The organism is Lacinutrix sp. 5H-3-7-4 (genome assembly GCF_000211855.2).
Taxonomy (GTDB): Bacteria; Bacteroidota; Bacteroidia; order Flavobacteriales; family Flavobacteriaceae; genus Lacinutrix.
This window is the reverse complement of record NC_015638.1, coordinates 1,609,704-1,636,148: the sequence shown is the minus strand read 5'-3', so window position 1 is coordinate 1,636,148 and position 26,445 is coordinate 1,609,704. Positions and strand designations below refer to the sequence as shown.

The following is a 26,445-nucleotide window of genomic DNA, read 5'->3' as shown; positions in this document are numbered from 1 at the left end:
TTTTTATCGCATATTAATTTTTTAATGTAAATGTGGACCAAAAAACTTAATTGCTATACCAAATGCTAAAGCAGAAACAATTAAACCAATTAAAAAAATGGTATAAACAATACGTAACCACTTATATTTTAAACTCATCACATCACCTAAAAAATATAAATCTTTAGTTAAAGCACCATATATATAATTGTTATTATTGTGCATATCCTTTATAGCCGCTTCATATTCCTTATATTCCATACTATGAAAATTACCAAAAAAGGCTAAATTAACTTTATTATTATCTATATCTTCCTGAGTAAACTTACCTTTAGTAACATTAGGCCTAGTAATTAGTATTGAAATAACCACACAAAGCAAACTAGACATTAAAATTATAATTACAGGTATAGTAAGATGTTTATTATTTGGCTCTCCTAATTTTGCAATTAAATTAGTTAATACCAAAGAAATAATAATAGCATTTACAGATAATAAAATATTAGCTTTAGTATCTGCAATAGCACTTAACTTAATATGATTTTTTAAAGAAATCATATAAAAAGATTGTATTGCCCTTTCTGGACTGGTTTCTAATCCTTCAAGGCCGTCTTTTAGCATGGCTTCATTTTTAATTGAAGCTTTAAGATTTTTATCGTTAGACACTAATAATTCAATTTTAAGCTTAAAGATAATCTATTATTTAAATATGCTGCTCTAATACATATTCTAATACCATTTTAATTTTCGTAAAAATACAATTCATTATTTAGTTAAAAATTTTAAGCATTATTAAACAAAAGGCACATAAATGTTAATTTGATATCATTTTCTGTTAAATAATCAAAAAAATTTAAGAATAATTTATTAACGACGATTTTACGAACACACATCAACAATATAACTTTGTAGTGAACCAAAAATCAAATTAAATTATTATGAAAAATTTAAAGATAACAGTAGCAGCAATAGCAATATCAGGATTAGCTTTTACTTCTTGTATGGATGACAAAAAATCTAAAGATGCTGATAATATGGAAATGAATACGGAATTAAATACCGAAACAAATACAAACATCACTTTAAGTGAAAAAGGAGAAATGATGGCATCAAACAACAAAGTTGTATCGAAAGACGGCATTACTGTTGAAAGATCTATGAATAACGATGTAAAAGCTATGCAAATTAGTGGATGGAATTCTTTTAATGATCTATCAATAGAAATGAAAAAACTAGAAGGTGCAGACTTTGCTAAAATGAAAACTACACTTCCTAATATTAGTAGCACAATAGCGGCACTTAATACAAATAGGCCAGACTGGATGATGACTGAGGAAATTAGAGAAGATGTTGAAGATCTACAAAAAGAATATAATGAGTTTGTAGAAGAAAGAAATGGTAAAGAAAAAGAAGTAAATGAAAATATTGAAGAGGTAAATGAAGCTTATGCTGATTTAGTTGAAGAGATAAATGAAACTTTTGATATGTATGTAAAAATTAACCGTAACGCCATCGAAGAGTATAACGAAGAAGCTAAAGATGGAGAAATGGAAGATGCAAAGGAAGAATATAATGAAGAGATTAAAAAACTAAATAAAATTGCAGATGATAAGCAATAATCTCATTTAATAAAAATTAAAAAGCCTCACAGATAGTGAGGCTTTTTTTATATAATAATTAAAATAAAAAAAGCCGAAACTTTCGTTTCGGCTTTTCATCTGTACTGAAGACGGGACTTGAACCCGTACGTCCTAATGGACATTGGATTTTAAGTCCAACGTGTCTACCAATTCCACCACTTCAGCAGGCATAGATGTATAAACATCTTTGGTATATTTTAAAGTAAATCTCAGAGCGAAAGATGGGATTTGAACCCACGACCTCCACCTTGGCAAGGTGATGCTCTACCCCTGAGCTACTTTCGCAGTTTTTTATGAACGAGCAACATTGCTATTGCGGATGCAAATTTAAAACTTTTCTTCTAATTACAAAGGTTTTTTTTGAAAATAATTTAATTATTTTTTACCTCGCTGGTCTTCACTAACATACGTTTTATTTCGTTTAGCTTCATTAATGCTTCAACTGGTGTTAACGTATTAATATCTGTTAATAAAATTTCTTCTTTAATTTGTTCTAACAACGGATCGTCTAGGTTAAAAAAGCTTAATTGCATTTCATCTTTAATAGATTTCACCTTATCTGTTAGTTCTTCGCTGGAATGTGATTGCTCTAATTTTTTCAAAATTTTATTAGCTCTACGCAAAACTTGTTGTGGCATTCCCGCTAATTTAGCAACATGTATACCAAAACTATGTTCACTTCCTCCTTCAACTAGTTTTCTTAAAAAAAGTACATTGTCTTTTAACTCTTTGACAGATACATTAAAGTTTTTTATTCTTGGAAAAGTTTCGGTCATTTCATTTAACTCATGATAATGCGTTGCAAAAAGCGTTTTTGCTTTTGCTGGGTGCTCATGAAGGTATTCACTAATTGCCCAAGCTATAGATATACCATCATACGTACTTGTTCCTCTTCCTATTTCATCTAGTAAGACTAGGCTTCTATCGGACATATTATTTAAGATAGAGGCTGTTTCATTCATCTCTACCATAAAAGTAGATTCTCCCATTGATATATTATCACTTGCTCCTACTCTTGTAAATATTTTATCTACCAAACCTATTCTTGCTTTTTCTGCTGGCACAAAACTTCCTATTTGCGCTAATAATACAATTAATGCTGTTTGACGTAGTATTGCAGATTTACCAGACATGTTTGGTCCGGTAATCATTATTATTTGTTGTGTATCTCGATCTAAAAAAACGTTATTAGCAATGTACTGTTCTCCTATTGGTAATTGTTTTTCTATTACAGGATGCCTTCCTTCTATTATCTCTAAATCGTAAGAGTTGTCTATTTCTGGATATACATAATTATTCTCATTAGCTAATTGAGAGAAACCACACAAACAGTCTAATTTTGCTATTAAAAAAGCATTTTGCTGTACAGGTTTTATGTATTGATTCATCCATAACACAAGTTCTGCAAATAATTTTTGTTCGATAGTAGTTATACGCTCTTCTGCTCCTAAGATTTTGGCTTCGTATTCTTTCAACTCTTCGGTTATATAACGCTCTGCATTAACAAGTGTTTGTTTTCTAATCCACTCTTCTGGCACTTTATCTTTATGCGTATTTCTAACCTCTATATAATAACCAAACACATTATTAGATGCTATTTTAAGTGAAGTAATACCTGTACGTTCACTTTCTCGTTTTAGCATATTATCTAAATAACTTTTACCGGAAGCAGAAAGTTCTCTAAGTTCATCTAGCTCATTAGAAAAGCCTGTTGCAATTGTTTTTCCTTTTAATATATTTACTGGAGCTTCTTCGTCTAACGTTTGTTTTATTTTATCTCTTAATATATCACAGCCTTGTAAAGTATCTCCAATAATTTTTAAAGATTCATTATCGCAATTAGATGATAATGCTTTTATAGGTATAATAGACTCTAAAGAATTTTTAAGCTGAATTACTTCTCTTGGACTTACTTTTCCTGTAGCAACCTTAGATATTAAGCGTTCTACATCTCCTATACTTTTTATATGATTTTGAATTTTTTGATGTATCGTTTTTTCTGCTTTTAAAAATGAAACAACCTCGTGACGTTGTTTTATTCTTTCTACATTTTTTAATGGTAAAGCTAACCAACGTTTTAAAAGTCTTCCGCCCATAGGCGAAATTGTTTTATCAATAACGTTTAATAATGTTACTGCATTATTATTTGTTGAGTTATACAACTCTAAATTTCTAATTGTAAAGCGGTCCATCCAAACATATTCATCTTCAGCTATTCTAGACACAGATGTAATATGCTCTAATTTATTATGTTGTGTTTCTGATAAATAATGTAAAATTGAACCCGAAGCGATAATACCTTCAGTAAGGTTTTCAACTCCAAAACCTTTTAAAGATTTGGTGTTAAAATGCTTTAAAAGTGTTTCGTTTGAATAGTCTGACTGGTAAACCCAATCTTCTAAATTAAAGGTGTGAAAATCTTCACCAAAATTTTCTGCAAACTGAAGTCGTTTTTGTTTAGATACTAATATTTCACTTGGACTAAAGTTTTGTAACAACTTATCAATATATTCTTGGTTTCCTTGAGATGTTAAAAACTCTCCTGTAGATATATCTAAAAATGCTATACCTATGGTATTTTTTCCAAAATAAACAGAACATAAAAAGTTATTTGTTTTAGATTGTAAAACCTCATCGTTCAATGCCACTCCAGGCGTAACCAACTCTGTAACACCACGTTTTACAATTGTTTTTGTTTGTTTAGGATCTTCTAACTGATCGCATATGGCAACACGTTCTCCTGCTTTTACAAGTTTTGGTAAATACGTATTTAGAGAATGATGAGGAAAACCTGCAAGCTCAGTTTCTGTTTCGCTTCCTGCACCACGCTTGGTTAGTATAATACCCAAAATTCCAGCTGCTTTTACAGCATCGCTACCAAAGGTTTCGTAAAAATCACCCACTCGAAATAACAATAAAGCATCTGGATATTTAGCCTTTATCGCATTATACTGCTTCATTAAAGGCGTTACTTTTTTAGTCTTTTTTGCCAAAGGTATTCTGTTTTAAGTATTATTTAATATAGCTTTGCAATGTAACTAAATATTGATTTTTTTTAAAATCTAATCTCTTTAAGTTATTGATAATTATTCACAAATTTGCTTCTGTTTTATTTTAAATAGCATTAATAAGAATATTAACTTTATTTATAACTTTAATTAATAATAATTTCAATGAGAAAACTAAAAAACAGCGAACTTGATAGATTGAGTGTTGACGACTTTAAACAAGCTAGTAAAACACCCATTATTATAGTTTTAGACAATATTAGAAGTCTAAATAATATAGGTTCTGTTTTTAGAACTAGTGATGCTTTTTTAGTTGAAAAAATTTATTTGTGTGGCATAACTGCAACGCCACCACATAAAGATATAAACAAAACCGCATTGGGAAGTACAGATGCTGTTTCGTGGGAATATGCAAAAACCACTATGGAAGTTATTGAAAAACTTAAAATTAAAGACGTGAAAATTTGTAGCATTGAACAGGCAGAAAATGCAACCATGCTAAACGATTTTACTGTAGAAAAAAATACTACTTATGCTTTAGTTTTTGGTAATGAAGTTAAAGGTGTAGACCAAAATATTGTAAATGCCAGCGATAGTGTTATTGAAATCCCTCAATTTGGCACTAAACATTCTTTAAATATTTCTGTTAGCTGCGGTGTTGTTGTTTGGGATTTGTTCTCAAAATTAAAAGCTTAATATATTAAGCTTCACAAATAGCATCTAATACAAATAAATAATCCTCTCGGTTTTTTACAAAATCTTTATCTGATATATCTATAATTTTAACATTTAAATCGGTTTGATTTTTTAAAAAATTTAAATATCCAGCATTAATTTTTTCAAGATATTCGTTATCTATATCTTGCTCATATTTTCTACCACGCTTTTTAATGTTTTCTTTTAGCCTTTTTGTATTTTGGTAGAGATACACATACAATTCTGGCTTTGCAATATCTTTATACATTAAGTAAAAAAGTTTACGATATAACTTAAACTCGTCTTGATGTAGTGTTATTTTTGAAAAAATTAAAGACTTAAAAATATCGTAATCACTAACTATAAAATCTTTAAACAGGTCTAATTGAGATAAATCGTCATTAATTTGCTGGTATCTATCTGCTAGAAAAGACATTTCTAAAGTAAAAGCATAGCGCTGTGCATCTTTATAAAACTTTGGCAAAAAAGGATTATCTGCAAAACGCTCTAGTATTAGTTTCGCATTATAATCGTTTGCCATTTTAGTAGCTAGACTTGTTTTTCCAGCTCCAATATTTCCTTCTATAGCTATATAATTATACTTAGAAAAATCATGTTGTTTACTTGGGTTTTTAAGCCAAATATTTACAGTCTCTAAAGTACTTTTATCTTCACACTCTTCTATTAAAACAGAAATATCTTTTTCTAAAACCGGATGTTTAAAATTAGGCGCAATATTATGTAAAGGCTGTAAAACAAACTTTCGGTTTTGCAATTCTGGATGTGGTACTTTTAGCGTTTTTACATCTATTATTTGTTGCTCTACAAATAATATATCTAAATCTATGGTTCTAGATTGGTAGCCTTGAGTTTTATTTCTTACACGACCTAAGCTTTTTTCTATAAGCAACAACTCTTTTAAAACCTTACTTGGTTTTAAATCGCTTTCTACCGCAATACAAGCATTAAAAAAATCATCACCCTCAAAACCTAAAGCAGGTGTTTTGTATACTTTAGATATGTTTTTTACTGGTCCAATTTTTATATAAATAGCATTAATGGCCAACTGCAAATTCTTGAATTTGTCGCCTTTATTACTTCCTAAAGATATGTGTATTTGTTGTGAATGCATTATAAATTGTCGAAAGGCAAAATAACTAAAAGTAAATGGTTTCCTTTATATTTACACAAAGAATTTATTAACGAATTTAATTACAAACTACATAAAACTCTTTGACTGTGACAAGTGTAACAAAAAGAAATGCATTAGACCCAAAAGACAAACTTTTTGCGCAACGCATTTATCTATTTTTAGGCAGCTTATTTATAACAAGTTTAGTGGTTTCTAATTTAATTTTTCAGAAATTTTTTTATTGGTATCCTCTAGATATTGAAATATTTGGAAGCAAACTTTTTGAAATCTCTGTTGGCATACTACCATATCCCATAACATTTTTAATTACCGATTTAATAAGTGAAATTTACGGAAAGAAAAAAGCTAACGACATTGTAGTTGCAGGTATTTTTGCTTCGGTTTTCTCGTTATTTATTATTTTAGTAGCTAACGTTGCGCCAGCAACATCATGGTCTTACGTTAATGACAATTTATTTAACACTGTTTTTGGCAACTCTACAATAGCTGTATTTGCAAGTATGGTAACCTATTTATTAGCACAATTAATAGATATTCAAATTTATCATTTTTGGAAACGCTACACTAAAGGCAAAAAATTATGGTTACGCAATAATTTTTCTACATGGTTTTCTCAATTTGTAGACACGTTTACCATATTAATACTACTATCTTCTTTTGGTATAATTCCATGGGAGAATTTTAAAGGCCTACTTATAAGTGGTTTTTTATTTAAAGTATTAATTGCTGCACTAGACACACCACTACTTTATTTAGGTGTTTATTTATTTAAAAAACGCTTCAATCTAAAAACAAATCAAGAAATTGAAATATTATAAAGTTCTCTTAAAACAAAAGCCTTTATGATCAAATTTTAACATTTTTGCGTATATTATTTGTAACCAATACTTAACCAGAAAATTTCTGTTTTTAAAACCTTTAAAACTATTACCGCTTTCGCGGAACTAAAGATGAAAAAAATACTAAAAATAACAGGCATTACTTTACTTATAGTAATTATATTATTAATTCTTGCTCCATTTGTTTTTCAATCTCAAATAAAAGACATGGTTCGCAATTTTATAAATCAAAATGTGAATGCAAATGTAGAATTTGCCGATGTTAGCCTAAGCTTTATAAGCAGCTTCCCTCAAGCAAATGTTACTGTAGACGAATTAAAAATAACAAACTTTGAACCTTTTAAAGATGAAACATTAGCGAGTGTAAAATCTTTTTCATTCGACATGTCTGTAAAAGAACTTTTTAAAAGTGCTAGCGAAGGACCAATTATTGTTAACGGTATAGATATAAATGAAGCATTAGTTACCTTAAAAACAAACAAATTAGGAGATTCTAATTGGGACATTGCTAAAGAAAGTAAAACAGAAGCAACAAACACAAACACTGAAGGTTTTACGCTAGACATTCAAGATTACACTTTAAAAAATAGCGCATTAACCTATTTAGATGAAGCTGGCAATACCCAAATTTATATTACAGAATTAAATCATTCTGGTAAAGGTACATTTTCTGAAACCTTATCTGAACTTGATACAGAAACCGAAGCAAATGTTACATTTAGCCTTGACAGCACAGAGTACTTGAGTAATAATAAAATTAAACTTTCGGCATTAATTGATTTAAATTTAGAAGAAAACAAATATACCTTTAAAAAAAATACAGGTTATATAAATAACTTACCATTAGAGTTTAATGGCTTTGTTCAGAATATAGAAAACGGTCAAAATATAGATATCACTTTTGAAAATCCAGGATCAGACTTTAAAGATTTTCTTGCTGTAATTCCAGAAACCTACTCTAAAAACATTAGCAATGTTCAAACCTCTGGAAACTTTAAAATTAAAGGTCTAATTAAAGGTATAGTTTCTAACGAAACTATACCAAAATTAGATATAAATATAGCCTCAAATAACGCATCATTTAAATATCCAGATTTACCAAAAACTGTTAAAAACATAAGTATTAATGCTTCAGTTAAAAACACCACAGGCAATGTTGATGACACTTTTCTAGATATTAAAACCCTTAATTTTAAAATAGATGAAGACGAATTTAAATCTTCAGCAATTATTAAAAACCTTACCAGCAATCAAAACATAAATGCAAATATTGATGGTGTATTAAATTTAGCAAATATTACTCAGGCATATCCTATTGAACTTGAAAATAAATTACAAGGTATTGTAAAAGCTAAATTAAATACAAGTTTTGATATGAATGCTATTGAGACTAATGCTTACGAACGTATTAAAAATAATGGAAATGTAAGTGTGAATAACTTTGAATTCTCATCGGCAGATATTGTAAACCCAATAAAAATATCTGAAGCTAACGTAAGTTTTAATCCTAATGTAACGACTCTAGAAAATTTTAAAGCAACCACAGGAAAAACAGATTTAGATGCCAAAGGAACTTTAAACAATGTGCTTGGGTTTTTATTAAGTGATAAAAAACTAAAAGGAGATTTTACTGTTAACTCTAATACATTTTTAATTAGTGATTTTATGGTTGAAGGCGGAAGCGACAAACCTATTAACCAAAGTACAGAGCCAGATGATGCTTTAAAAATTCCAGCTTTTTTAGACTGCACAATTAATGCAAATGCAACTACCGTTTTATATGATAATTTAACACTTAAAAATGTAAAAGGTACTTTAGTAATACAAGATGAAAAAGCCGATTTAAGAAAAGTAACTTCAAGTATTTTTGGTGGTAATTTAGCATTAAGCGGAATTGTGGATACTAAAACCGAAATACCTAATTTTAATATGGATTTAGGTATTGAAAATTTTGATATCTCTCAATCTTTTAAAGACCTTGATGTTTTAAAAGCTTTAGCGCCTATTGCCAAAGTGCTTGATGGTAAACTAAATAGTGCAATAAACTTAAAAGGAAATTTAGGAGAGGATTTTACTCCTGTACTAAACTCTATTTCTGGTGGTGCTTTAGCAGAGCTTTTAACAACAAATGTTAAACCAGAAAATGCAAAACTTTTAAATGCTCTAAATAGTAAATTAAATTTTATAGATTTTGACAAACTTGATTTAAAAGATTTAAAAACAGCATTACAGTTTGATGATGGAAAAGTAAACATTACACCTTTTAACTTAAATTATAAAGATATTGGCATTAGCATTGGAGGATCTCATGGCTTTGACCAATCTATGGACTATAATTTGGTTTTTAATGTTCCTGCCAAATATTTAGGTAGCGATGTAAACCGTTTAATAGGCCAAATAAATGACAGCGAAGTAAATAATATTTCGGTACCAATTACTGCAAGTTTAACTGGGAATTTTGATAGCCCAAAAGTAAGTACAGACTTAACAAGTGGTGTAAAAAATCTAACAGCACAACTTATTGAAATACAGAAACAAAAGTTAGTAAACGACGGAAAAGACAAAATAAAAGATCTTTTAGGTGGTTTAGGTGGTAGCCAAACCAATAAAGACTCAACAACTACAGAAACAAATGCACCTGTAAAAGATATTATTAAAGATGTTATTTTAGGTAACAATTCTAATAGCACCGAGTCTACAACAGCAGACACAACAAAGTCTACGAGCAATACGGTAAAAAATATTATTGGCCTATTTGGCAAGAAAAAGAAACAAAAAGATACTATTAAATAAAATAATTTGCAAAAAAATAATAAGTCTATTGTATAACTTAAAACTTAGACGTACATTTGCAACCTGAATTTTAAGAATACACATAATTTATAGATATGTTAAGAATAGAAATTAAAGACGGAGAAAATATAGAAAGAGCGTTAAAACGTTACAAAAGAAAGCACCGTAACATTAAAGTAATGCAAAACTTAAGAGAGAACCAATTCTTTACTAAGCCTTCTGTTGTTCGTCGTCGTCAAATTCAAAAAGCATCTTACATCCAAGGATTAAGAGACGCTGAAAACGTATAATTAATACGTAGAATTTTTTCAATATATACAAACCTCGCATTTTTCAAAATGCGAGGTTTTTTTGCTTCGTTATATTTCTAAAGAAATATAACTTCCTTCATTACCTCTAATATTACAAACTGTATCATCTTCAAAAATTAGATACTGTCCCTTTATTCCTTTTAAAACACCAGTATAACTTTGCGCTTTTTCTATTTTTAAGCTTTTTGGTTTTTTAGGATATTGCAACACAGGAAACTCTAAATTGGTTTCTGTATTATTTTCAATAAAATACTCTAAAGCTTCATCTGGAATATATTGCTTTAAATTGTTGCGCCAATCTACTAAGTTTTCATCAACTATATCATTTTTTAGCATTGTTCTCCAATTGGTTTTATCACCAACATGATCTTTTAAAGCAACTTCTGTAATACCAGCTAAATAACGATTAGGCACCTCAACGATTTCTATAGCCTCATGTGCGCCTTGATCTATCCATCGTGTAGGAACTTGCGTTTTACGCGTTACTCCAACTTTTATATTACTTGAATTCGCTAAATAAACTATATGTGGTTGCAGCTGCACTTTCTTTTCGTACACTAAATCACGATCTTCTTGATCTAAATGAGCTTTACTAAGCTCTGGTCTCATAATCCAATCTGCAGCTTGAGGAATATCGAAAAAACAAGTTTTACAAAACCCTTGCCTATAAATAGGCCTATCATTTTTACAGTTTAAACATTGATGTTTAATAAATTGAAGCTTTAATTCTTTATTGAGCAATTGATTCATGTTTATAAAATCATTCTCAAATATTAAATAATATTGTATTGGACTGCCGAGCTCTGTCGTCATTTTTGTTAAAACACCTTGGTAGGTCATAAAAAAATATCTTACTTTTAAAGTCTAAATATACATTAAAAAAATGCCAATACCTTTAGTAAATTCTATTGCCTCATGGTTTTTAAAAAAACGATTCCATCAAATAGATCTTTTTTTAAAATACCCAAATGAAGTTCAAGAAGAACTACTTTTAGGTTTAATAGAAACAGCAAAAGACACCGAGTTTGGTAAGCAACACGGTTTTAGCTCAATAAAAACATATACAGACTTTTCTTCTCGTGTTCCTATTTCTAATTATGAAGAATATCATGAACTTATAGAACGCTCAAGGCAAGGCGAACATAATATTTTTTGGCCTAAACCAATAAAATGGTTTGCAAAATCTAGTGGTACTACAAGTGGAAAAAGCAAATTTATTCCTGTAAGCTCTGAGTCTTTAGAAGATTGCCATTATGCTGCAAGTAAAGATTTATTGTGTTTGTATTTAAACAATAATGAAAACTCTCAATTATTTACTGGTAAAAGCTTACGCTTAGGTGGAAGTAAGGAATTGTACAGAGAAAATGGTACTGCTTTTGGAGATTTAAGCGCCATACTTATAGACAATATGCCTTTTTGGGCAGAATACAGTAGCACACCTAGTAACCGTGTTTCCTTAATGAGCGAATGGGAAACTAAAATGGCTGCAATTGTAAATGAAACTATTAATGAAAATGTTACCAGTTTAGCTGGTGTACCTTCATGGATGCTCGTGCTTTTAAATAATGTATTAGAAAAAACCGATAAAAACTCATTGTTTGATATTTGGCCAAATTTAGAAGTTTATTTTCACGGCGGTGTAAGCTTTAACCCTTATTTAGAACAGTATCGCAACATTTTACCTAAAAAAGATTTTAAGTATTATGAAATTTATAATGCTTCTGAAGGTTTCTTTGCCATTCAAGATAAAAACCACTCTAGTGAGTTATTATTAATGCTTGACTATGGCATTTTTTATGAGTTTATACCAATGGATACTTATGGAACTCCCAATGAGAAAATTATTCCTTTAAGCGAAGTAGAAAAAAACAAAAACTATGCTGTAATAATTACGACAAATGCAGGTTTATGGCGTTATAAAATAGGCGACACAGTTAGGTTTACCTCTATTTCTCCATATCGCATAAAAGTTTCTGGTAGAACAAAACACCATATTAATGTTTTTGGTGAAGAGTTAATTATTGAAAACGCTGAAGATGCCTTAAAAAAAGTTTGCAAAAAAACACAAAGTGAAATTGTAGACTATACGGCTGCTCCCATTTTTATGGAAGGTAAAGAAAAAGGCGCACACGAATGGCTAATAGAATTTAAAACACCGCCAAAAGATATTAATTACTTTAATGAACTTTTTGATAATGCTTTAAAGTCTTTAAACTCTGATTATGAAGCTAAGCGTTATAATAACATGACATTAAACAAGCCAAAAATTAATGTAGCAAGACAGCAGTTATTTTATGATTGGCTAAAAGAGAATGATAAACTTGGCGGACAACATAAAGTCCCAAGACTCTCTAATACTAGAGATTATATTGATGCGCTTTTAAAGTTAAATTAGGCAGTTTAAACAACTTGAAACTTTTAGAGCTTACTTAATACAAAAATTCTATTTTTAGGATAATCCTTATCTTCTCTGTCTTTTTGAAATTTAAATCCTTTTTTTTCTAATAGGCTTATTGAGGCTAAGTTTTCAAATTGAGTAAATGCTTCAATTGCATTTAAATGTATTGTATTAAAACCAAAATCTACAACAGCATCTAGAGCTTCACTCATGATGCCTTTTTTAAAGTATTCTGGCAGTAAATCGTAACCAACTTCGGCTGTTTTTCTATCGTCTGAAAAATTCCAAAGACATATTGTACCAATTGGAGTATTATCGGTCTTTAAGCTTATAACCCAAGTAATAGCGCTATTTTGCTTTAACTCATTTATTACTTTATCAAGATGTATTCTAGCTTCGGTACGTTTTTTATACAATGGTCTAGCAATGTATTTGCATACAATACTGTTTGATCTTAATTTGAATATAATTTCAACTTGATGTTGTTCAATTTTATTTAAATAGAGCCTATTGGTTTCTAAGTTTTTGGTTGTGGTGAATTTCATTTTAAAATAAAAAAAGCCTATACTTAAATAAATATAGGCTTTAAAATTTTAAATATCAATTAATTAAGATACTGCTTTTAATTTTTTAAGTGTAGTTTTAGAAAGCTTTTGCTCTGCATATGCTTTAGTTACACTTAGTTTTTTAGTATCACTACCTGGTAACTCGAACATTGCATCTGTTAAAATTTCTTCACATAGCGAACGTAAACCTCTGGCTCCTAATTTATATTCAATTGCTTTACCTACAATATATTCTAATGCGCCATCTGTAATAGAAAGCTCTATTTCATCCATAGAAAACAGCTTTTTATACTGCTTTATAATTGCATTTTTAGGCTCTGTTAAAATAGCTCTAAGCGTGTTAGCATCTAAAGGATTCATATGTGTTAACACAGGTAATCTTCCTATAATTTCTGGTATTAAACCAAAGTCTTTTAAATCTTTTGGAATAATGTATTGTAGTATATTATTTTTATCTACAGTATCTTCACTCATTGCTGCGCTATAACCTAAAGCCTGCATATTTAAGCGTTTAGATATTACACGCTCGATACCATCAAAAGCTCCACCAGCTATAAATAAAATATTTTCTGTATTTACTTCAATAAATTTTTGGTCTGGATGTTTACGTCCTCCTTTTGGTGGTACGTTAACTACTGTTCCTTCTAAAAGCTTAAGTAGTGCTTGTTGTACACCTTCTCCAGAAACATCTCTTGTTATTGATGGATTATCACTTTTACGTGCAATTTTATCTATTTCGTCAATAAAAACAATTCCTTTTTCGGCTTTTTCTAAGTTATAGTCTGCTGCTTGTAATAAACGTGTTAAAATACTTTCTACATCTTCACCAACGTATCCTGCTTCTGTTAACACCGTGGCATCTACTATTGATAAAGGTACATTTAACATTTTTGAAATGGTTTTTGCCATTAATGTTTTTCCTGTACCGGTTTCTCCAACCATAATGATATTAGATTTTTGAATTTCTATATCATCATTAGTTGGTTGTTGTAATAAACGCTTATAATGATTGTATACTGCTACAGACATTACTTTTTTGGTGTGTTCTTGACCAATAATGTATTCGTCTAAAAAGGCTTTTATTTGTTGCGGTTTACGCAACATTAACTCTGCAGATAACTCACTATTATCTGTTTGTTTAGATTCTTCTAGAACAATACCGTGAGCTTGCTCAATACATCTATCACATATATGCGCATCTAATCCTGCTATTAACAAGCTTGTTTCTGGCTTTTTCCTACCACAAAATGAACATTCTAATTCTTCCTTTGCCATTGTTTCTTAGTAAAAAGTAAAAACGAAAAGTTTATCATTTTATTCTTAACGCTTTTACTATTATTAATTTAATTTATTTAGTCTCTTTTTAAGACTTCATCAATCATACCGTATTCTTTAGCTCTATCTGCTTTCATCCAGTAATCACGATCACTATCATTATAAATTGTGTCGTAATCTTGTCCTGAATGCTTACTAATAATTTCGTATAATTCTTTTTTAAGTGTAAGTATTTCTCTTGCTGTAATTTCTATATCACTTGCCTGACCTTGAGCTCCTCCTAATGGTTGATGAATCATTACTCGCGAATGTTCTAAACCACTACGTTTTCCTTTTTCTCCAGCACATAATAATACTGCTCCCATTGATGCGGCCATTCCTGTGCAAATGGTTGCTACATCTGGACCAATAAATTGCATAGTATCGTAAATACCTAATCCTGCATAAACACTTCCTCCTGGAGAGTTTATATACATTTGGATATCTTTAGTATTATCTGTACTTGCTAAAAATAACAATTGTGCTTGTATAATATTTGCGATATTGTCATTAATTCCTGTTCCTAAAAAAAGGATACGATCCATCATTAATCGAGAAAACACATCTAATTGAGAAATGTTTAATTGACGCTCTTCTATTACGTAAGGCGTCATGCTTTGAGGATACATACTACTAATAATTTTACTGTAGTAGTTGCTGTTTATACCTTGGTCTTTTATTGCAAATTTTTCGAATTCTTTTCCGTAATCCATATATTTTGAATTTTATAATTTAAACTACATTCTTTAAAAATTTAGAATGTCATCAATATATTGTTAAACACGTTGTTTTCAAACTTTTTAAGCTGAATTTAACGCTAATAAAATAGGCGTTGAATGTATATTAATTCAACGCCTAAATATAATGATTATTCTTTAAAAGAACGCCTATGTTTATTTGTCGCCGTAAACTTCTTTTACAAACTTCTCGTACGTTAATTCTTTAGTTTTAATATTTGCCTTTTCTTTGTAAAGGTTTAATAATTTCTGGCTAACAACTTGCTCGCTTAAACGTCTTACTTCATCTTGGTTAGATAATACTCTTGCTGCAATATCCTCTAATTCTTTATCACTAGGATTCATTTGCCCAAATTGCGCCATTTGAACTTTAATCATGTTTTTAGCGCTTTCTTTTACATCTTCAAAGTCAACTTTAAGTTCGTTAGCTTCCATAATTTTAGCTTCAATTAACTGGTAACGTAAGCTTTTTTCAGACTTTTCATATTCTTCTTTAGCAGTTGCTTCATCCATTGGCTTTTCACCCGATGCCTGCATCCATTTTGTTAAAAATTCTGCTGGTAAATCAAATTTAGTAGCATCAACTAAATATTCTGTAACATCGTTTAAAAGTTTTTGGTCTGACTGCTGAACGAATTGCTTCTCTGCGTCTTCTTTTATTTTCTCTTTTAATTCTGTAACAGATTTTACAACATCTTTACCAAATAACTTATCAAAAAGCTCTTGGTCTAATTCTGCTAATTCTCTACTATTTATTTCAGAAATTTCAAAGTTAACTTCTATATCTAAACCGTGTGCTTTGTCGTGCTCTACTTTTAATGCGTGCATTAACTCATGATCATCACTATATAAACCTTTAGTTTTTAATGTAATTACATCTCCAACTTTGGCTCCAATAAATTGCTTTTCGGTAGCTTTCCCTTTAAACTTATCTAAAGTTAGCGTTACTTTGTTTTCAATTCCTTCTTCTTCGTTAGTGTAAGTTCCTGTAATTTCGCTGTCTTTAGCTACTTTATCTTGTGCGATTAATTTACCGTATTGTTTTTGGATATTTACAACTTGGTCATCAATCATTTTATCGTCTGCAACAATATTGTATTGCGTTATTGCTTTTTTAGCTTTTAACTCTACATCAAATTCTGGTGCTAAACCTAATTCAAATTCAAATGAAAAATTATCTTCATCCCAATTGATATCATCTTGTGGTTTTGGTAAAGGTTGCCCTAAAACGTCTAACTTTTCTTCTGTTAAATATTTATTTAAACCTTCTTGTATAAGTTTATTTACCTCATCGATTAATACTGCTTTACCGTATTGCTTTTTTACCATTCCCATTGGTACGTGACCTTTTCTAAAACCAGGAATGTTTGCAGTTTTTCTATAATCTGTTAAGATTTTTTCTACTTTAGAAGCGTAATCGTCTTTCTCAATCGCTACTGTTACTACAGCATTTAATGCGTCTTTATTTTCTCTTGTAATATTCATTTTGAATAATCTATTTAATGTAACCAAAAATGGAGTGCAAAAGTACTACTTTTTTACACTCCATCAAAGTTTTTAATGTATTGAATTTCAGTCTTTATTACGCTTTATTTTTATCCTTTTTTAAAAATGAATGTAATAGCGATTGTAATATTGATAATAGAACGCTAAATAAAATTGCCCACCATATATTTATTACTTCAAACCCATCTATTAGTTTATCTGCTAATAATATTAATAATGCGTTTATTACTAGTAAAAATAGACCTAATGTTAATATTGTTATTGGTAGGGTAAATATTACCAAAATTGGTTTTACTAATAGGTTGAGTATAGATAATACTATTGCTACAATTATTGCAGATATATAACCATCTACATTAACTCCATTTAAAACATGTGCTAATACAAATACTGCTATAGCATTTAATAGGAGTTTTATAATAAGATTCATAAGTTTAAAGTTTTAGTACTATAAATTTACAAAATCTATTACAGCTTTATAAAAATCTTTTGGATTTTCGGCATGCAACCAATGGCCTGCATTTGCTATTGTTTCAATTTTTGAATTTATAAAATGAGACTTTATTAGGCTTTCGTCTTGCGCAGCAATATACTCACTTTTGTCTCCTCTTAAAAAAAGTGTGTCTTTTTCAAAAGTGGCATGTAATGGTAAAGCTTCACCAACTTCACTTACATTTTGGGTTAATACTTCTAAATTTATTCGTAAACCTAGTGTTCCTTTTTTTACCCAATATAAATTTTTAAGTAAAAACTGTCGCGTACCAAAATCATTAACGTAATTAGACAATTGCTCATCTGCTTCGCTCCTACTTTTTAAGGTTTTAAAATCTAAACGGCCTAAACCTTCAAGAATAGCATCATGATGTATAGGGTAAAATCTTGGAGAAATATCTGCAATAATTAATTTTGAAACATATTCTGGGTACTGTGTAGCAAATAACATTGCTGTTTTTCCTCCCATAGAATGACCTAAAAGCACTATGTTTTTAAGGTCATTATCGTCACAATACGATTTTAAATCTTGAGCTAAAACATCATAATTAAAAGTTCCGCTATGAAAGCTTCTACCATGATTTCTTTGGTCTACTAAATACACTTTAAAACCATTAGCACTAAATTGTTTTCCTAAGGTTTTCCAATTGTCACTCATGCCTAAAAACCCATGAAGAATAACAAATGTTTTGCCTTGATCTCCTAAAATGTTAGCGTGTAATTGCATTATTTTAATTTATTTAAATACATATTTACTACGTTTTCTACACCTAAATATAAGCTTTCTGACACTAATGCATGACCAATAGAAACCTCTAATAAATTTGGAATATTTTCTTTAAAAAATTTAATATTGTCTAGAGATAAGTCATGACCAGCATTTACACCTAAATCTAAAGTATTTGCTAAAACTGCACAATCTGTATAAGGTTTAACGGCATTAGTATTACCAAGACCAAATTGGTGTGCAAATGCTTCAGTATACAACTCAACTCTATCGGTTCCAGTAGCTTTTGCGCCTTCAATTTGAGCAAGAACAGGATCTACAAAAATAGATGTTCTTATTCCATTACTTTTAAATTCGCTTATAACTTCAGTTAAAAAAATTTTATGCTTAATTGTATCCCAACCAGCATCACTTGTTATAGCATCTACTGCATCTGGAACCAATGTTACCTGCGTTGGCTTAACCTCTAAAACTAAATCAATAAATTTAGAATTAGGGTTTCCTTCTATATTATACTCTGTATTAACAATAGATTTTAAATCTCTTGCATCTTGGTAACGAATATGTCTCTCGTCTGGCCTTGGATGTATGGTTACACCTTGTGCACCAAATCGCTGCACATCTTTAGCAAACTGAAGCAGATTAGGAGTATCTCCACCACGAGCGTTTCTTAAAGTGGCTATTTTATTAATATTTACACTTAATTTTGTCATGTTTTCTAGACTTTTAAAAAACAAAAATACGAAGTAGAACTGCGGTTTTGAACTATTTTTTAATTATTTTGCATAAAATTGAAATAAGAAGAATGAATCTTTTAAATTATATAATTAACGACATAAAACCTCTTTCTATAACAGATAAAGTTAGCGAAATTCAATTGCTATTTAACCAACTAACTTACTCTCATATTCCTATTAAAAATGAAGACAATATTTACTTAGGATGCATGTCTGAAAATGATGCTCACTGTTTTGAAAGTGAAAAACTAATTAAAGATTATAGTTATTCTGCTGAAGGTTTTTTTGTTAGAGAAGACACCAATTGGCTTGACATTTTAGAAGCCTTTGCACAAAACTCTACTAACATAATGCCTGTACTTAGTAATAAAAATGTTTATTTAGGTTATTATGAATTAAATGATGTAATTGGTCTTTTTAACGAAACACCTTTTTTCTCTGAACCTGGCTCTATACTTATAATAGAGAAAAGTTTACAAGATTATTCGTTTAGCGAAGTAAGCCAAATTGTAGAGTCTAATAACGGAAAACTTTTAGGTGCTTTTATTTCTAAAATCGAAAATGATGTTGCTCAAATAACCATAAAAGTTGGTGATGCAGATTTAAATGAAATCATGCAATCTTTTAGACGCTACAGTTATAATGTTTTATCTAATTATGAAGACGATAAATATTTAATTGGCTTAAAAGAACGATCAGATTATTTAAACAAATATTTAAATATGTAATTGCATGAAAGTAGCAATCTATAGTCAATACCCAAAAAAACAATCTAAAGATTCTTTAGAAATTTTAACTACCGAACTTTTAAAACTTGAGGCAACACTTTTTTTAGAAATTGAATTTTTTAACAATATAAAAAACAAACTTCTAAATCCTGATGCCTACAAAACTTTTAATAAGTTAGACAAAAGTTTTGACCTTTTTGTAAGTATTGGTGGAGATGGAACCATTTTAAGAGCTGTTACATATATAAAAGACTTAAACATACCCGTAATAGGTATAAACACTGGACGCCTTGGTTTCTTGGCAACAATACAACCCGAAAATATTAAAGAAGCAATACAGCAAATAAAAAATAAAGCATACACACTTAGTAAACGCACTTTACTTTCAATTGAAACTACACCCGAAAATAACGAAATAAAAAATGTAAATTTTGCTCTTAATGAAATTGCAATTAGTCGAAAAAATACGACTTCAATGATTACTGTAGACACTAAATTAAACGGTGAGTTTTTAACATCTTATTGGAGCGATGGATTAATAATCTCTACACCTACAGGTTCTACAGGCTATTCTTTAAGTTGCGCTGGTCCTGTTATAACGCCAGACACAACAAGTTTTGTACTCACACCTATAGCACCTCATAATTTAAGTGCAAGACCTTTAGTTATAGAAGACTCTACAGTAATAGAATTAAAAGTAAGCGGCCGTGAAGACAACTATTTAGTATCATTAGATTCTAGAATTGCAACGTTATCTAACGATACTATAATAACAATTAAAAAATCGCCATTTACCATTAATATGATAGAGTTAAATACCGAAAGCTTTTTAACTACACTTCGTAAAAAACTACTTTGGGGAGAAGACAAAAGAAATTAATACCTAAAATTAACATTAATCTCAAAGAGAAATAAAGTTTTTTACAATATTTCAAAGTAATTACTGTTTTAAACTGTAACAAATTAGCCTAAATTATTGTAGGCTAATCTTATTTATTATATTTGCAAACTTTGAAGGTTCATGAGGTATTTAACACTTTTAATAATAGTCTTTTTTAGCACACAAATTAGTACTGCTCAAATTAACGAGTTTGGTATTTTTATTGGTGGCAGTAATTTTATTGGTGATGTTGGTGCTACAAACTATATCGCACCAAAAAAACCTGCTATTGGAGCTTTATATAAATGGAACAGGAGTCCAAGACATTCTTATAGAATCTCCTTAATGTACACAGAGCTTGAGGGAATCGACACAGATTCTGACGATCCAAGCAGACAAATTAGAGGTTTAGAATTTACTAACGATATAATAGAACTGTCTTTAGGTATGGAATATACCTTTCTCCCTTTCGATTTACATAGCGGAGGTTTTGTTTCAACGCCATACCTTTATACTGGAGTAAGTGTTGCTAAACATGATAATTTCTTTTTTAATAACCAAGGAGAATTAACACCAGAAGACACCTCTAGCTTTGCTTTTGGCATTCCAATGGCACTAGGTTATAAAGCATCTGTTTCAACAAATTTTATATTAGCCTTAGAAATTGGCGCTAGATATACATTTTCAGACGAACTAGATGGTAGCGTTCCAGATTATGGAGACGAAGACTCATCAGTAAGCTTTGGTAATGTTAATAATAATGACTGGTATATGTTTACTGGTATTACTTTAACGTATACCTTTGGCCGTAACCCATGCTTTTGCCCAGAATAAAGTGGATACATCAAAAATAAATACAAAAAAATTACCCAAACACATTGCCATAATTATGGATGGTAATGGTCGTTGGGCAAAACAAAAAGGACTCATTAGAGCTATTGGCCATGAAAATGGCACTAAATCTGTAAGAGAAACTGTAGAAGCAGCCACAGAAATTGGTATAGAAAACTTAACACTTTATGCCTTTTCTACAGAAAACTGGAACCGTCCTAAATTAGAAGTAGACACTTTAATGAAGCTTTTAGTTTCTTCTTTAAAAAAAGAAATAAGCACATTACAAGAAAACAATATAACACTAAATGCAATTGGTGACTTACACAACTTACCAAAAAAAGTTTTAAAAGAGTTAAAAGAAGTTATAGAGAAAACAAAAAACAATACTCGCATGACTTTAACTCTTGCTTTAAGCTATGGCTCACGTGCCGAAATGCTAAATGCCATTAAAGAAATAAGTCTTAAAGTTAAAAATAATATAATTTCTGCCGAAAATATTGACGAATCGATTATTAATGAGCATCTTTACACGCAAAATTTACCAGATGTAGACTTGCTAATTAGAACTAGCGGAGAACAACGTATAAGTAATTTTTTGTTATGGCAAATAGCCTATGCCGAATTATATTTTACTAATTCACTATGGCCAGACTTTACAAAGCAACACTTGTGTGATGCTATCATAGAATATCAAAAAAGAGAAAGACGCTTTGGAAAAACAAGTGAACAAATTAGCTAAACAATTACAATTGAAAACAATTCTACAGTACACCTTGATTATAGCCTTTTTTATGGCTAGTTTTTTTACACAAGCACAAGACCTATCTTACGCAAATAGTAAAACCTATACAATTGCAGATATTACAGTAAAAGGAAACACTAGTTTTAGTGAACAAACTATTGTTACATATTCTGGCTTACGAAAAGGAGCAGATATTTCAATTCCTGGAGAGGAAATTAGTAATGCTGTAAAAAAACTATGGACTTCAAACCTATTTAGTGATATAGAAGTTTACTTAATAAAAGTTGAAGATGGTGCTGCTTACCTAGAAATAAGACTATCTGACTTACCAGAACTAAACACCTTAAAAATTGAAGGTGTAAAAAACAGTAAAAAAGAAGCTTTAATTAAAGAAAACAATCTACAAAAAGGTGTAAAAGTCACAGAAAACCTTATAACAACAACAAAAAACTACATACAAAACAAAAACCGTAAAGCTGGTTTTTTAAACACAAAAGTGTCTATAAACACAGTTGAAGTTCAAGACTCTATAGAGAAAGCTAGAGTTAACATGCTACTATATGTAGACCGTGGCGAAAAGGTAAAAGTTAAAGATATATCATTTGAAGGTAATACGGTTATAAGCGACAAAAAGCTTAGAAAAGCCATGAAAAATACGAAACAAAAAAACTTTCTTCGTGTTTTAAAAAGATCAAAATTTATTGAAGCAGATTATAAAGAAGATTTAGAAAGCATAATAAACAAATATAAATCTGTAGGATATAGAGATGCAAGAATAGTTGCAGATACAATGTCTGTAATTGACAAAAAAAATGTAGCCTTAAATATTAAAATTGAAGAAGGCGAAAAATACAGTTTTGGAGATATTACATTTGTTGGTAACACAGTATATTCTGACGAGTATTTAAAAAGAGTTCTTAGAATAGAAAAAGGAGATACTTATAACGGTGTAGAATTAGCAAAACGTATTGCTGATGAAACAAAACCAGATGGTAATGATATTACTAACCTATATCAAGATAACGGTTATTTATTTTCTACAATTAATCCAGTAGAAATAAGTGCAGAAAATAACGTTATCGATATGGAAATTAGAATTACCGAAGGTAAACCAGTTTACTTTGATAAAGTAAGTGTAGTTGGAAACGAAAAAACTAACGATCACGTTGTCTATAGAGAAATTAGAACAAGACCAGGTGAATTATACAGTAAAGCAAATGTTGTACGAACTGTTCGTGAACTTAGTCAACTAGGATTTTTTGATGCAGAACAAATAACACCAAATTTTAACAATCCAAACCCAGAAGATGGTACTATAGATATGGAATACTCTGTAGTTGAAGCCGGTTCAAGCCAAATTGAGTTACAAGGTGGTTATGGTGGTGGAGGCTTTATTGGTACCTTAGGATTGTCTTTTAACAACTTTTCTATTAAAGATTTATTTAATGGTGATGCCTATAAACCAATACCAACTGGAGATGGACAAAAATTAGCATTAAGATTACAAGCTAGTAGGTTTTATCAAACTTATAGTTTCTCTTTTTCAGAACCTTGGTTAGGAGGTAAAAAACCAGTACAGTTTTCAACATCTTTATCACATACTAAACAATTTCTTTATGATGCAACAACAGGAAATGCAGATAAAGACAGACGTTTTAACATTACAGGTATAACATTTGGTTTAGCAAAAAGACTATCTGTACCAGATGATTACTTTACACTATCTCAAGCTTTAAGTTTCCAACATTATAACTTAAAAAATTATAACACAGGTTTATTTACATTTGGTGATGGTTACTCTAATAACCTATCTTATACAGTAGGTTTAAGCAGAAATAACACATTTAACGACCCTATTTTCCCAACTGGAGGATCTAACTTTAATATTACAGCCAAATTCTCTCTTCCATATTCATTATTTAATGGAGAAGATTATGAAGCTTTAAGTGAAGAACGTGATGCTAAATTAGACATACTTACAGACGAAACAAGCACAACAGGACAAGTAGCAGTTGCAAATGATAGAATTTCTGAAATAGACCAAGAACGTTTTAAATGGCTTGAATTCTATAAAATAAAGTTTAAAGGTGAATGGTACACTAAGTTAATAGACAAGTTTGTATTTAAATCTAATATAGAATTTGGTTTCTTAGGTGCATACAATCAAGACAGAGGAATTATTCCTTTTGAACGCTTCTTTTTAGGAGGTGATGGTTTAGGAAGTTACAGTCTTGATGGTAGAGAAGCAGTTGCTTTAAGAGGTTACCCAAACCAAGCATTATCATCTGGTGATGGTGGTACAATTTATAACAAGTTCTCATTAGAGTTAAGATACCCAATAACATTAAAACAAAGTGCTAAAATATATGCATTAGGCTTTTTAGATACAGGAGCATCTTATGATAATTTTAGAGACTACAATCCATTTAACCTTAAAAGATCTGCAGGTTTAGGAGTTAGAATATTTATGCCAGCCTTTGGATTATTAGGTATAGATTTTGGTCATGGATTTGATCCTTTACCAGGACAAACACAAAAAAATGGTTGGGAAACCCACTTTATAATTGGGCAACAATTTTAAAAATAATAGCCTTTAATTCTAGAATTAAAGGCTATTTAGTATATAGAATTCTTTTAAATTTTTATTTTTGGCACGATATTTTCAATGTGATGATTGTGAATTTGATTCAAGAATTAAAATTTTTAAAATTAAAATTCGTTATTTTGAAACTATAAATTCAAAATATAAGACAGAATCAAGACAATCATCTGTCATTTTTTGAGTTTATAAGTTATGAATGTAAAAACTAAACAGATGAAATTTAAAGTTCTTTTTTTATTGACAATACTATCTGTAACCGCATGGAATGCTAATGCACAACGTGGTGTTAGAATTGGTTATATAGATACAGAATATATTTTGCAAAATGTTCCAGAATATGCCGAGGCAACTTCGCAATTAGAAACTAAAGTACAAAAATGGAAATCTGAAATAGATGGAAGATTAAATACTATAAAAGACAAACGTGAAGCACTAAATACAGAAAAAGCCTTACTAACAAAAGAACTAATTGAAGAACGCGAAGAAGACATAACTTTTGAAGAAAAAGAAATATTAGATTACCAGCAAAAACGTTTTGGTCCAAATGGAGATTTAATGATCCAAAAAAGACAATTAATGCAACCTGTACAAGATCAAATTTTTCAAGCGGTACAAGATATTGCAAAAGCAAAAAAATACGATTTTGTTTTTGATAAATCTGCAGATGTTGTTATGTTGTACTCTGCAGAACGTTTTGATATGAGTGAACAAGTTTTAAGAACTATAACCAGAGCATCTAAACGTAAGCAACTAAAGTCTAGAAAAGACAAAAAAGAAGCAAAAGATGAAGATGTTGTTGTAGAAATTAATGAAGGTAAAGACGAAAGACAACGTTTACTTGATGAGAAAAAAGCAGCAAGAAAAAAATTAGTTGAAGAACGTAAAGCAGCAGCAGCAGAAAAAAGAGCTAAAATATTAGCAGAAAGAGAGGCTGCAAGACAAGCAAAATTAGACGAAAGAAACAACAAAGCTAAAAATACTGAAGAAGAAACGCCTAATGAAGGTGAATTAAATAAAAGCACTCAAGAAGAAGAGCCTAAAACTAGAGAACAAATTTTAGAAGAGCGCAGACAAAAAAAATTAGCAGATAGAGCTGCTAGGAAAAAAGAATTAGAAGAAAAAAGAAAGAAAATCTTAGAGGATCGTAAGAAAGCAAAAGAAGAAAAAGAAAGTGCCACAGACGACGAAAATCAAGACGAAAACAATTAATAACTATAACACACAAATACTATTTTAAAAATGAAACAATTTAAAACACTACTTATTGCAGCAGCATTATTTATTGGAGCAACAAGTTTTACTAATGCTCAATCTAAAGTTGCGCATATTAATGTAAACGAGTTAATCTCATTAATGCCAGAAATGAAAACTGCTCAAGCAGAAATGGAAAAAGTAGGAAAAACTTATGAAGCAGATTTAGCTGCTATGCGTAAAGAGTATACTAGTAAAATGAAAAGATACGAATCTGAAGCTACTGGGAAAACGCAAGAAGAAAACGAAAAGCGTTTAATTGAAGTACAAACAGACCAACAAAGTATCCAACAGTTTGCTGCTAATGCACAACAAGAATTACAAAAAAAGGAAATTGCTTTATTAGAGCCTATACAAAAGAAAGCTATTGAGGCTATTAATAAAGTAGCGAAAGCTCAAGGTTTTGAATATGTTTTAGATAGGGCTACTTTAATTACAGCTAATGGTAAAGATTTACTTGCAGATGTAAAGAAAGAATTAGGTATCTAATTTTTACAAAATATTATTATAAC

Annotated in this window: 24 protein-coding genes and 2 tRNA genes; 13 read left to right on the top strand and 13 right to left on the bottom strand. The window is 30.0% G+C overall.

The window, feature by feature from the left end; genetic code table 11:
• Positions 1 to 21: 21 nt before the first annotated feature.
• Complete coding sequence (locus LACAL_RS07195; protein ID WP_013870058.1) at positions 22 to 645, bottom strand: Pycsar system effector family protein; 624 nt, start codon at positions 643 to 645, stop codon at positions 22 to 24.
• Positions 646 to 917: 272 nt separating this feature from the next.
• Between LACAL_RS07195 and LACAL_RS07190 the strand changes: the two genes are divergently transcribed.
• The gene (locus LACAL_RS07190) at positions 918 to 1,598 is read left to right on the top strand and encodes a hypothetical protein (protein ID WP_013870057.1); all 681 of its coding nucleotides are present in this window, start codon (positions 918 to 920) and stop codon (positions 1,596 to 1,598) included.
• 102 nt (positions 1,599 to 1,700) lie between these two features.
• Here the strand turns inward: LACAL_RS07190 and LACAL_RS07185 are convergent.
• The 3 genes from LACAL_RS07185 to mutS form a co-directional block, all read right to left on the bottom strand.
• Positions 1,701 to 1,784 (bottom strand) — tRNA-Leu (locus tag LACAL_RS07185).
• Between the two features lie 48 nt (positions 1,785 to 1,832).
• Positions 1,833 to 1,904: transfer RNA gene (locus tag LACAL_RS07180), tRNA-Gly, on the bottom strand.
• Positions 1,905 to 1,990: 86 nt separating this feature from the next.
• Positions 1,991 to 4,612, bottom strand: coding sequence for a DNA mismatch repair protein MutS (gene mutS / locus LACAL_RS07175; protein WP_013870056.1), 2,622 nt, complete (start codon positions 4,610 to 4,612; stop codon positions 1,991 to 1,993).
• Between the two features lie 180 nt (positions 4,613 to 4,792).
• Here mutS and LACAL_RS07170 point away from each other — a divergent pair, with 180 nt between their 5' ends.
• Positions 4,793 to 5,323, top strand: a complete 531-nt coding sequence (locus LACAL_RS07170) for an RNA methyltransferase (protein WP_013870055.1) — start codon at positions 4,793 to 4,795, stop codon at positions 5,321 to 5,323.
• Between the two features lie 4 nt (positions 5,324 to 5,327).
• Here LACAL_RS07170 and folK read toward each other — a convergent pair whose 3' ends face one another.
• Positions 5,328 to 6,455, bottom strand: coding sequence for a 2-amino-4-hydroxy-6-hydroxymethyldihydropteridine diphosphokinase (folK, locus tag LACAL_RS07165; RefSeq protein WP_013870054.1), 1,128 nt, complete (start codon positions 6,453 to 6,455; stop codon positions 5,328 to 5,330).
• A gap of 107 nt (positions 6,456 to 6,562) precedes the next feature.
• Here folK and LACAL_RS07160 point away from each other — a divergent pair, with 107 nt between their 5' ends.
• The 3 genes from LACAL_RS07160 (at position 6,563) to rpsU (ending at position 10,398) form a co-directional block, all read left to right on the top strand.
• On the top strand, positions 6,563 to 7,294 hold the full coding sequence (locus LACAL_RS07160; RefSeq protein WP_013870053.1) for a queuosine precursor transporter: 732 nt from the start codon (positions 6,563 to 6,565) through the stop codon (positions 7,292 to 7,294).
• Between the two features lie 132 nt (positions 7,295 to 7,426).
• Positions 7,427 to 10,108, top strand: coding sequence for an AsmA-like C-terminal region-containing protein (locus LACAL_RS07155; protein ID WP_013870052.1), 2,682 nt, complete (start codon positions 7,427 to 7,429; stop codon positions 10,106 to 10,108).
• A 95-nt stretch (positions 10,109 to 10,203) separates the two neighbouring features.
• Entirely contained in the window at positions 10,204 to 10,398 is a 195-nt protein-coding gene (gene rpsU / locus LACAL_RS07150) for a 30S ribosomal protein S21 (RefSeq protein WP_013870051.1), read from the top strand.
• Positions 10,399 to 10,467: 69 nt separating this feature from the next.
• On the opposite strand, the gene LACAL_RS07145 is transcribed toward rpsU, so the two are convergent.
• A complete protein-coding gene (locus LACAL_RS07145; RefSeq protein ID WP_013870050.1) occupies positions 10,468 to 11,259 on the bottom strand; it encodes a DUF2797 domain-containing protein in 792 nt (263 codons plus the stop codon).
• Positions 11,260 to 11,302: 43 nt separating this feature from the next.
• Between LACAL_RS07145 and LACAL_RS07140 the strand changes: the two genes are divergently transcribed.
• Positions 11,303 to 12,814: a GH3 auxin-responsive promoter family protein gene (locus tag LACAL_RS07140; RefSeq protein ID WP_013870049.1), complete on the top strand. Its 1,512-nt coding sequence runs from the start codon at positions 11,303 to 11,305 to the stop codon at positions 12,812 to 12,814.
• A 23-nt stretch (positions 12,815 to 12,837) separates the two neighbouring features.
• Here the strand turns inward: LACAL_RS07140 and LACAL_RS07135 are convergent, their stop codons facing one another.
• The 7 genes from LACAL_RS07135 to LACAL_RS07105 all read right to left on the bottom strand — a co-directional run bounded on the left by LACAL_RS07135 (position 12,838) and on the right by LACAL_RS07105 (position 18,872).
• A complete protein-coding gene (locus LACAL_RS07135) occupies positions 12,838 to 13,362 on the bottom strand; it encodes a GNAT family N-acetyltransferase (RefSeq protein ID WP_013870048.1) in 525 nt (174 codons plus the stop codon).
• 63 nt (positions 13,363 to 13,425) lie between these two features.
• Positions 13,426 to 14,658 carry an ATP-dependent Clp protease ATP-binding subunit ClpX gene (gene clpX, locus LACAL_RS07130; protein ID WP_013870047.1) on the bottom strand — a complete coding sequence of 411 codons (1,233 nt, stop codon included), beginning with the start codon at positions 14,656 to 14,658 and terminating at the stop codon, positions 13,426 to 13,428.
• 77 nt (positions 14,659 to 14,735) lie between these two features.
• Positions 14,736 to 15,410 (bottom strand): ATP-dependent Clp endopeptidase proteolytic subunit ClpP, encoded by a 675-nt coding sequence (gene clpP, locus LACAL_RS07125; protein ID WP_013870046.1) that lies wholly within the window; start codon positions 15,408 to 15,410, stop codon positions 14,736 to 14,738.
• 180 nt (positions 15,411 to 15,590) lie between these two features.
• Positions 15,591 to 16,919: a trigger factor gene (tig, locus tag LACAL_RS07120; RefSeq protein ID WP_013870045.1), complete on the bottom strand. Its 1,329-nt coding sequence runs from the start codon at positions 16,917 to 16,919 to the stop codon at positions 15,591 to 15,593.
• 97 nt (positions 16,920 to 17,016) lie between these two features.
• Complete coding sequence (locus tag LACAL_RS07115) at positions 17,017 to 17,370, bottom strand: phage holin family protein (RefSeq protein ID WP_013870044.1); 354 nt, start codon at positions 17,368 to 17,370, stop codon at positions 17,017 to 17,019.
• Between the two features lie 18 nt (positions 17,371 to 17,388).
• The gene (locus tag LACAL_RS07110) at positions 17,389 to 18,159 is read right to left on the bottom strand and encodes an alpha/beta fold hydrolase (RefSeq protein WP_013870043.1); all 771 of its coding nucleotides are present in this window, start codon (positions 18,157 to 18,159) and stop codon (positions 17,389 to 17,391) included.
• Positions 18,159 to 18,872, bottom strand: a complete 714-nt coding sequence (locus LACAL_RS07105; protein WP_013870042.1) for a pyridoxine 5'-phosphate synthase — start codon at positions 18,870 to 18,872, stop codon at positions 18,159 to 18,161. The genes LACAL_RS07110 and LACAL_RS07105 overlap by 1 nt, the downstream gene beginning before the upstream one ends.
• 92 nt (positions 18,873 to 18,964) lie before the next feature.
• Here LACAL_RS07105 and LACAL_RS07100 point away from each other — a divergent pair, with 92 nt between their 5' ends.
• The 7 genes from LACAL_RS07100 to LACAL_RS07070 all read left to right on the top strand — a co-directional run bounded on the left by LACAL_RS07100 (position 18,965) and on the right by LACAL_RS07070 (position 26,422).
• Positions 18,965 to 19,624: a CBS domain-containing protein gene (locus tag LACAL_RS07100; RefSeq protein ID WP_013870041.1), complete on the top strand. Its 660-nt coding sequence runs from the start codon at positions 18,965 to 18,967 to the stop codon at positions 19,622 to 19,624.
• Positions 19,625 to 19,628: 4 nt separating this feature from the next.
• On the top strand, positions 19,629 to 20,504 hold the full coding sequence (locus LACAL_RS07095; protein WP_013870040.1) for an NAD kinase: 876 nt from the start codon (positions 19,629 to 19,631) through the stop codon (positions 20,502 to 20,504).
• A 141-nt stretch (positions 20,505 to 20,645) separates the two neighbouring features.
• Complete coding sequence (locus LACAL_RS07090; RefSeq protein WP_013870039.1) at positions 20,646 to 21,338, top strand: DUF6089 family protein; 693 nt, start codon at positions 20,646 to 20,648, stop codon at positions 21,336 to 21,338.
• Positions 21,339 to 21,393: 55 nt separating this feature from the next.
• Entirely contained in the window at positions 21,394 to 22,077 is a 684-nt protein-coding gene (locus LACAL_RS07085) for an isoprenyl transferase (RefSeq protein ID WP_049791546.1), read from the top strand.
• Positions 22,049 to 24,661: an outer membrane protein assembly factor gene (locus tag LACAL_RS07080; protein ID WP_013870037.1), complete on the top strand. Its 2,613-nt coding sequence runs from the start codon at positions 22,049 to 22,051 to the stop codon at positions 24,659 to 24,661. Before LACAL_RS07085 ends, LACAL_RS07080 begins: the two co-directional genes overlap by 29 nt.
• Positions 24,662 to 24,895: 234 nt before the next feature.
• Positions 24,896 to 25,891, top strand: coding sequence for an OmpH family outer membrane protein (locus LACAL_RS07075; protein ID WP_013870036.1), 996 nt, complete (start codon positions 24,896 to 24,898; stop codon positions 25,889 to 25,891).
• Positions 25,892 to 25,921: 30 nt separating this feature from the next.
• Positions 25,922 to 26,422 carry an OmpH family outer membrane protein gene (locus LACAL_RS07070; RefSeq protein ID WP_013870035.1) on the top strand — a complete coding sequence of 167 codons (501 nt, stop codon included), beginning with the start codon at positions 25,922 to 25,924 and terminating at the stop codon, positions 26,420 to 26,422.
• Positions 26,423 to 26,445 lie beyond the last annotated feature (23 nt).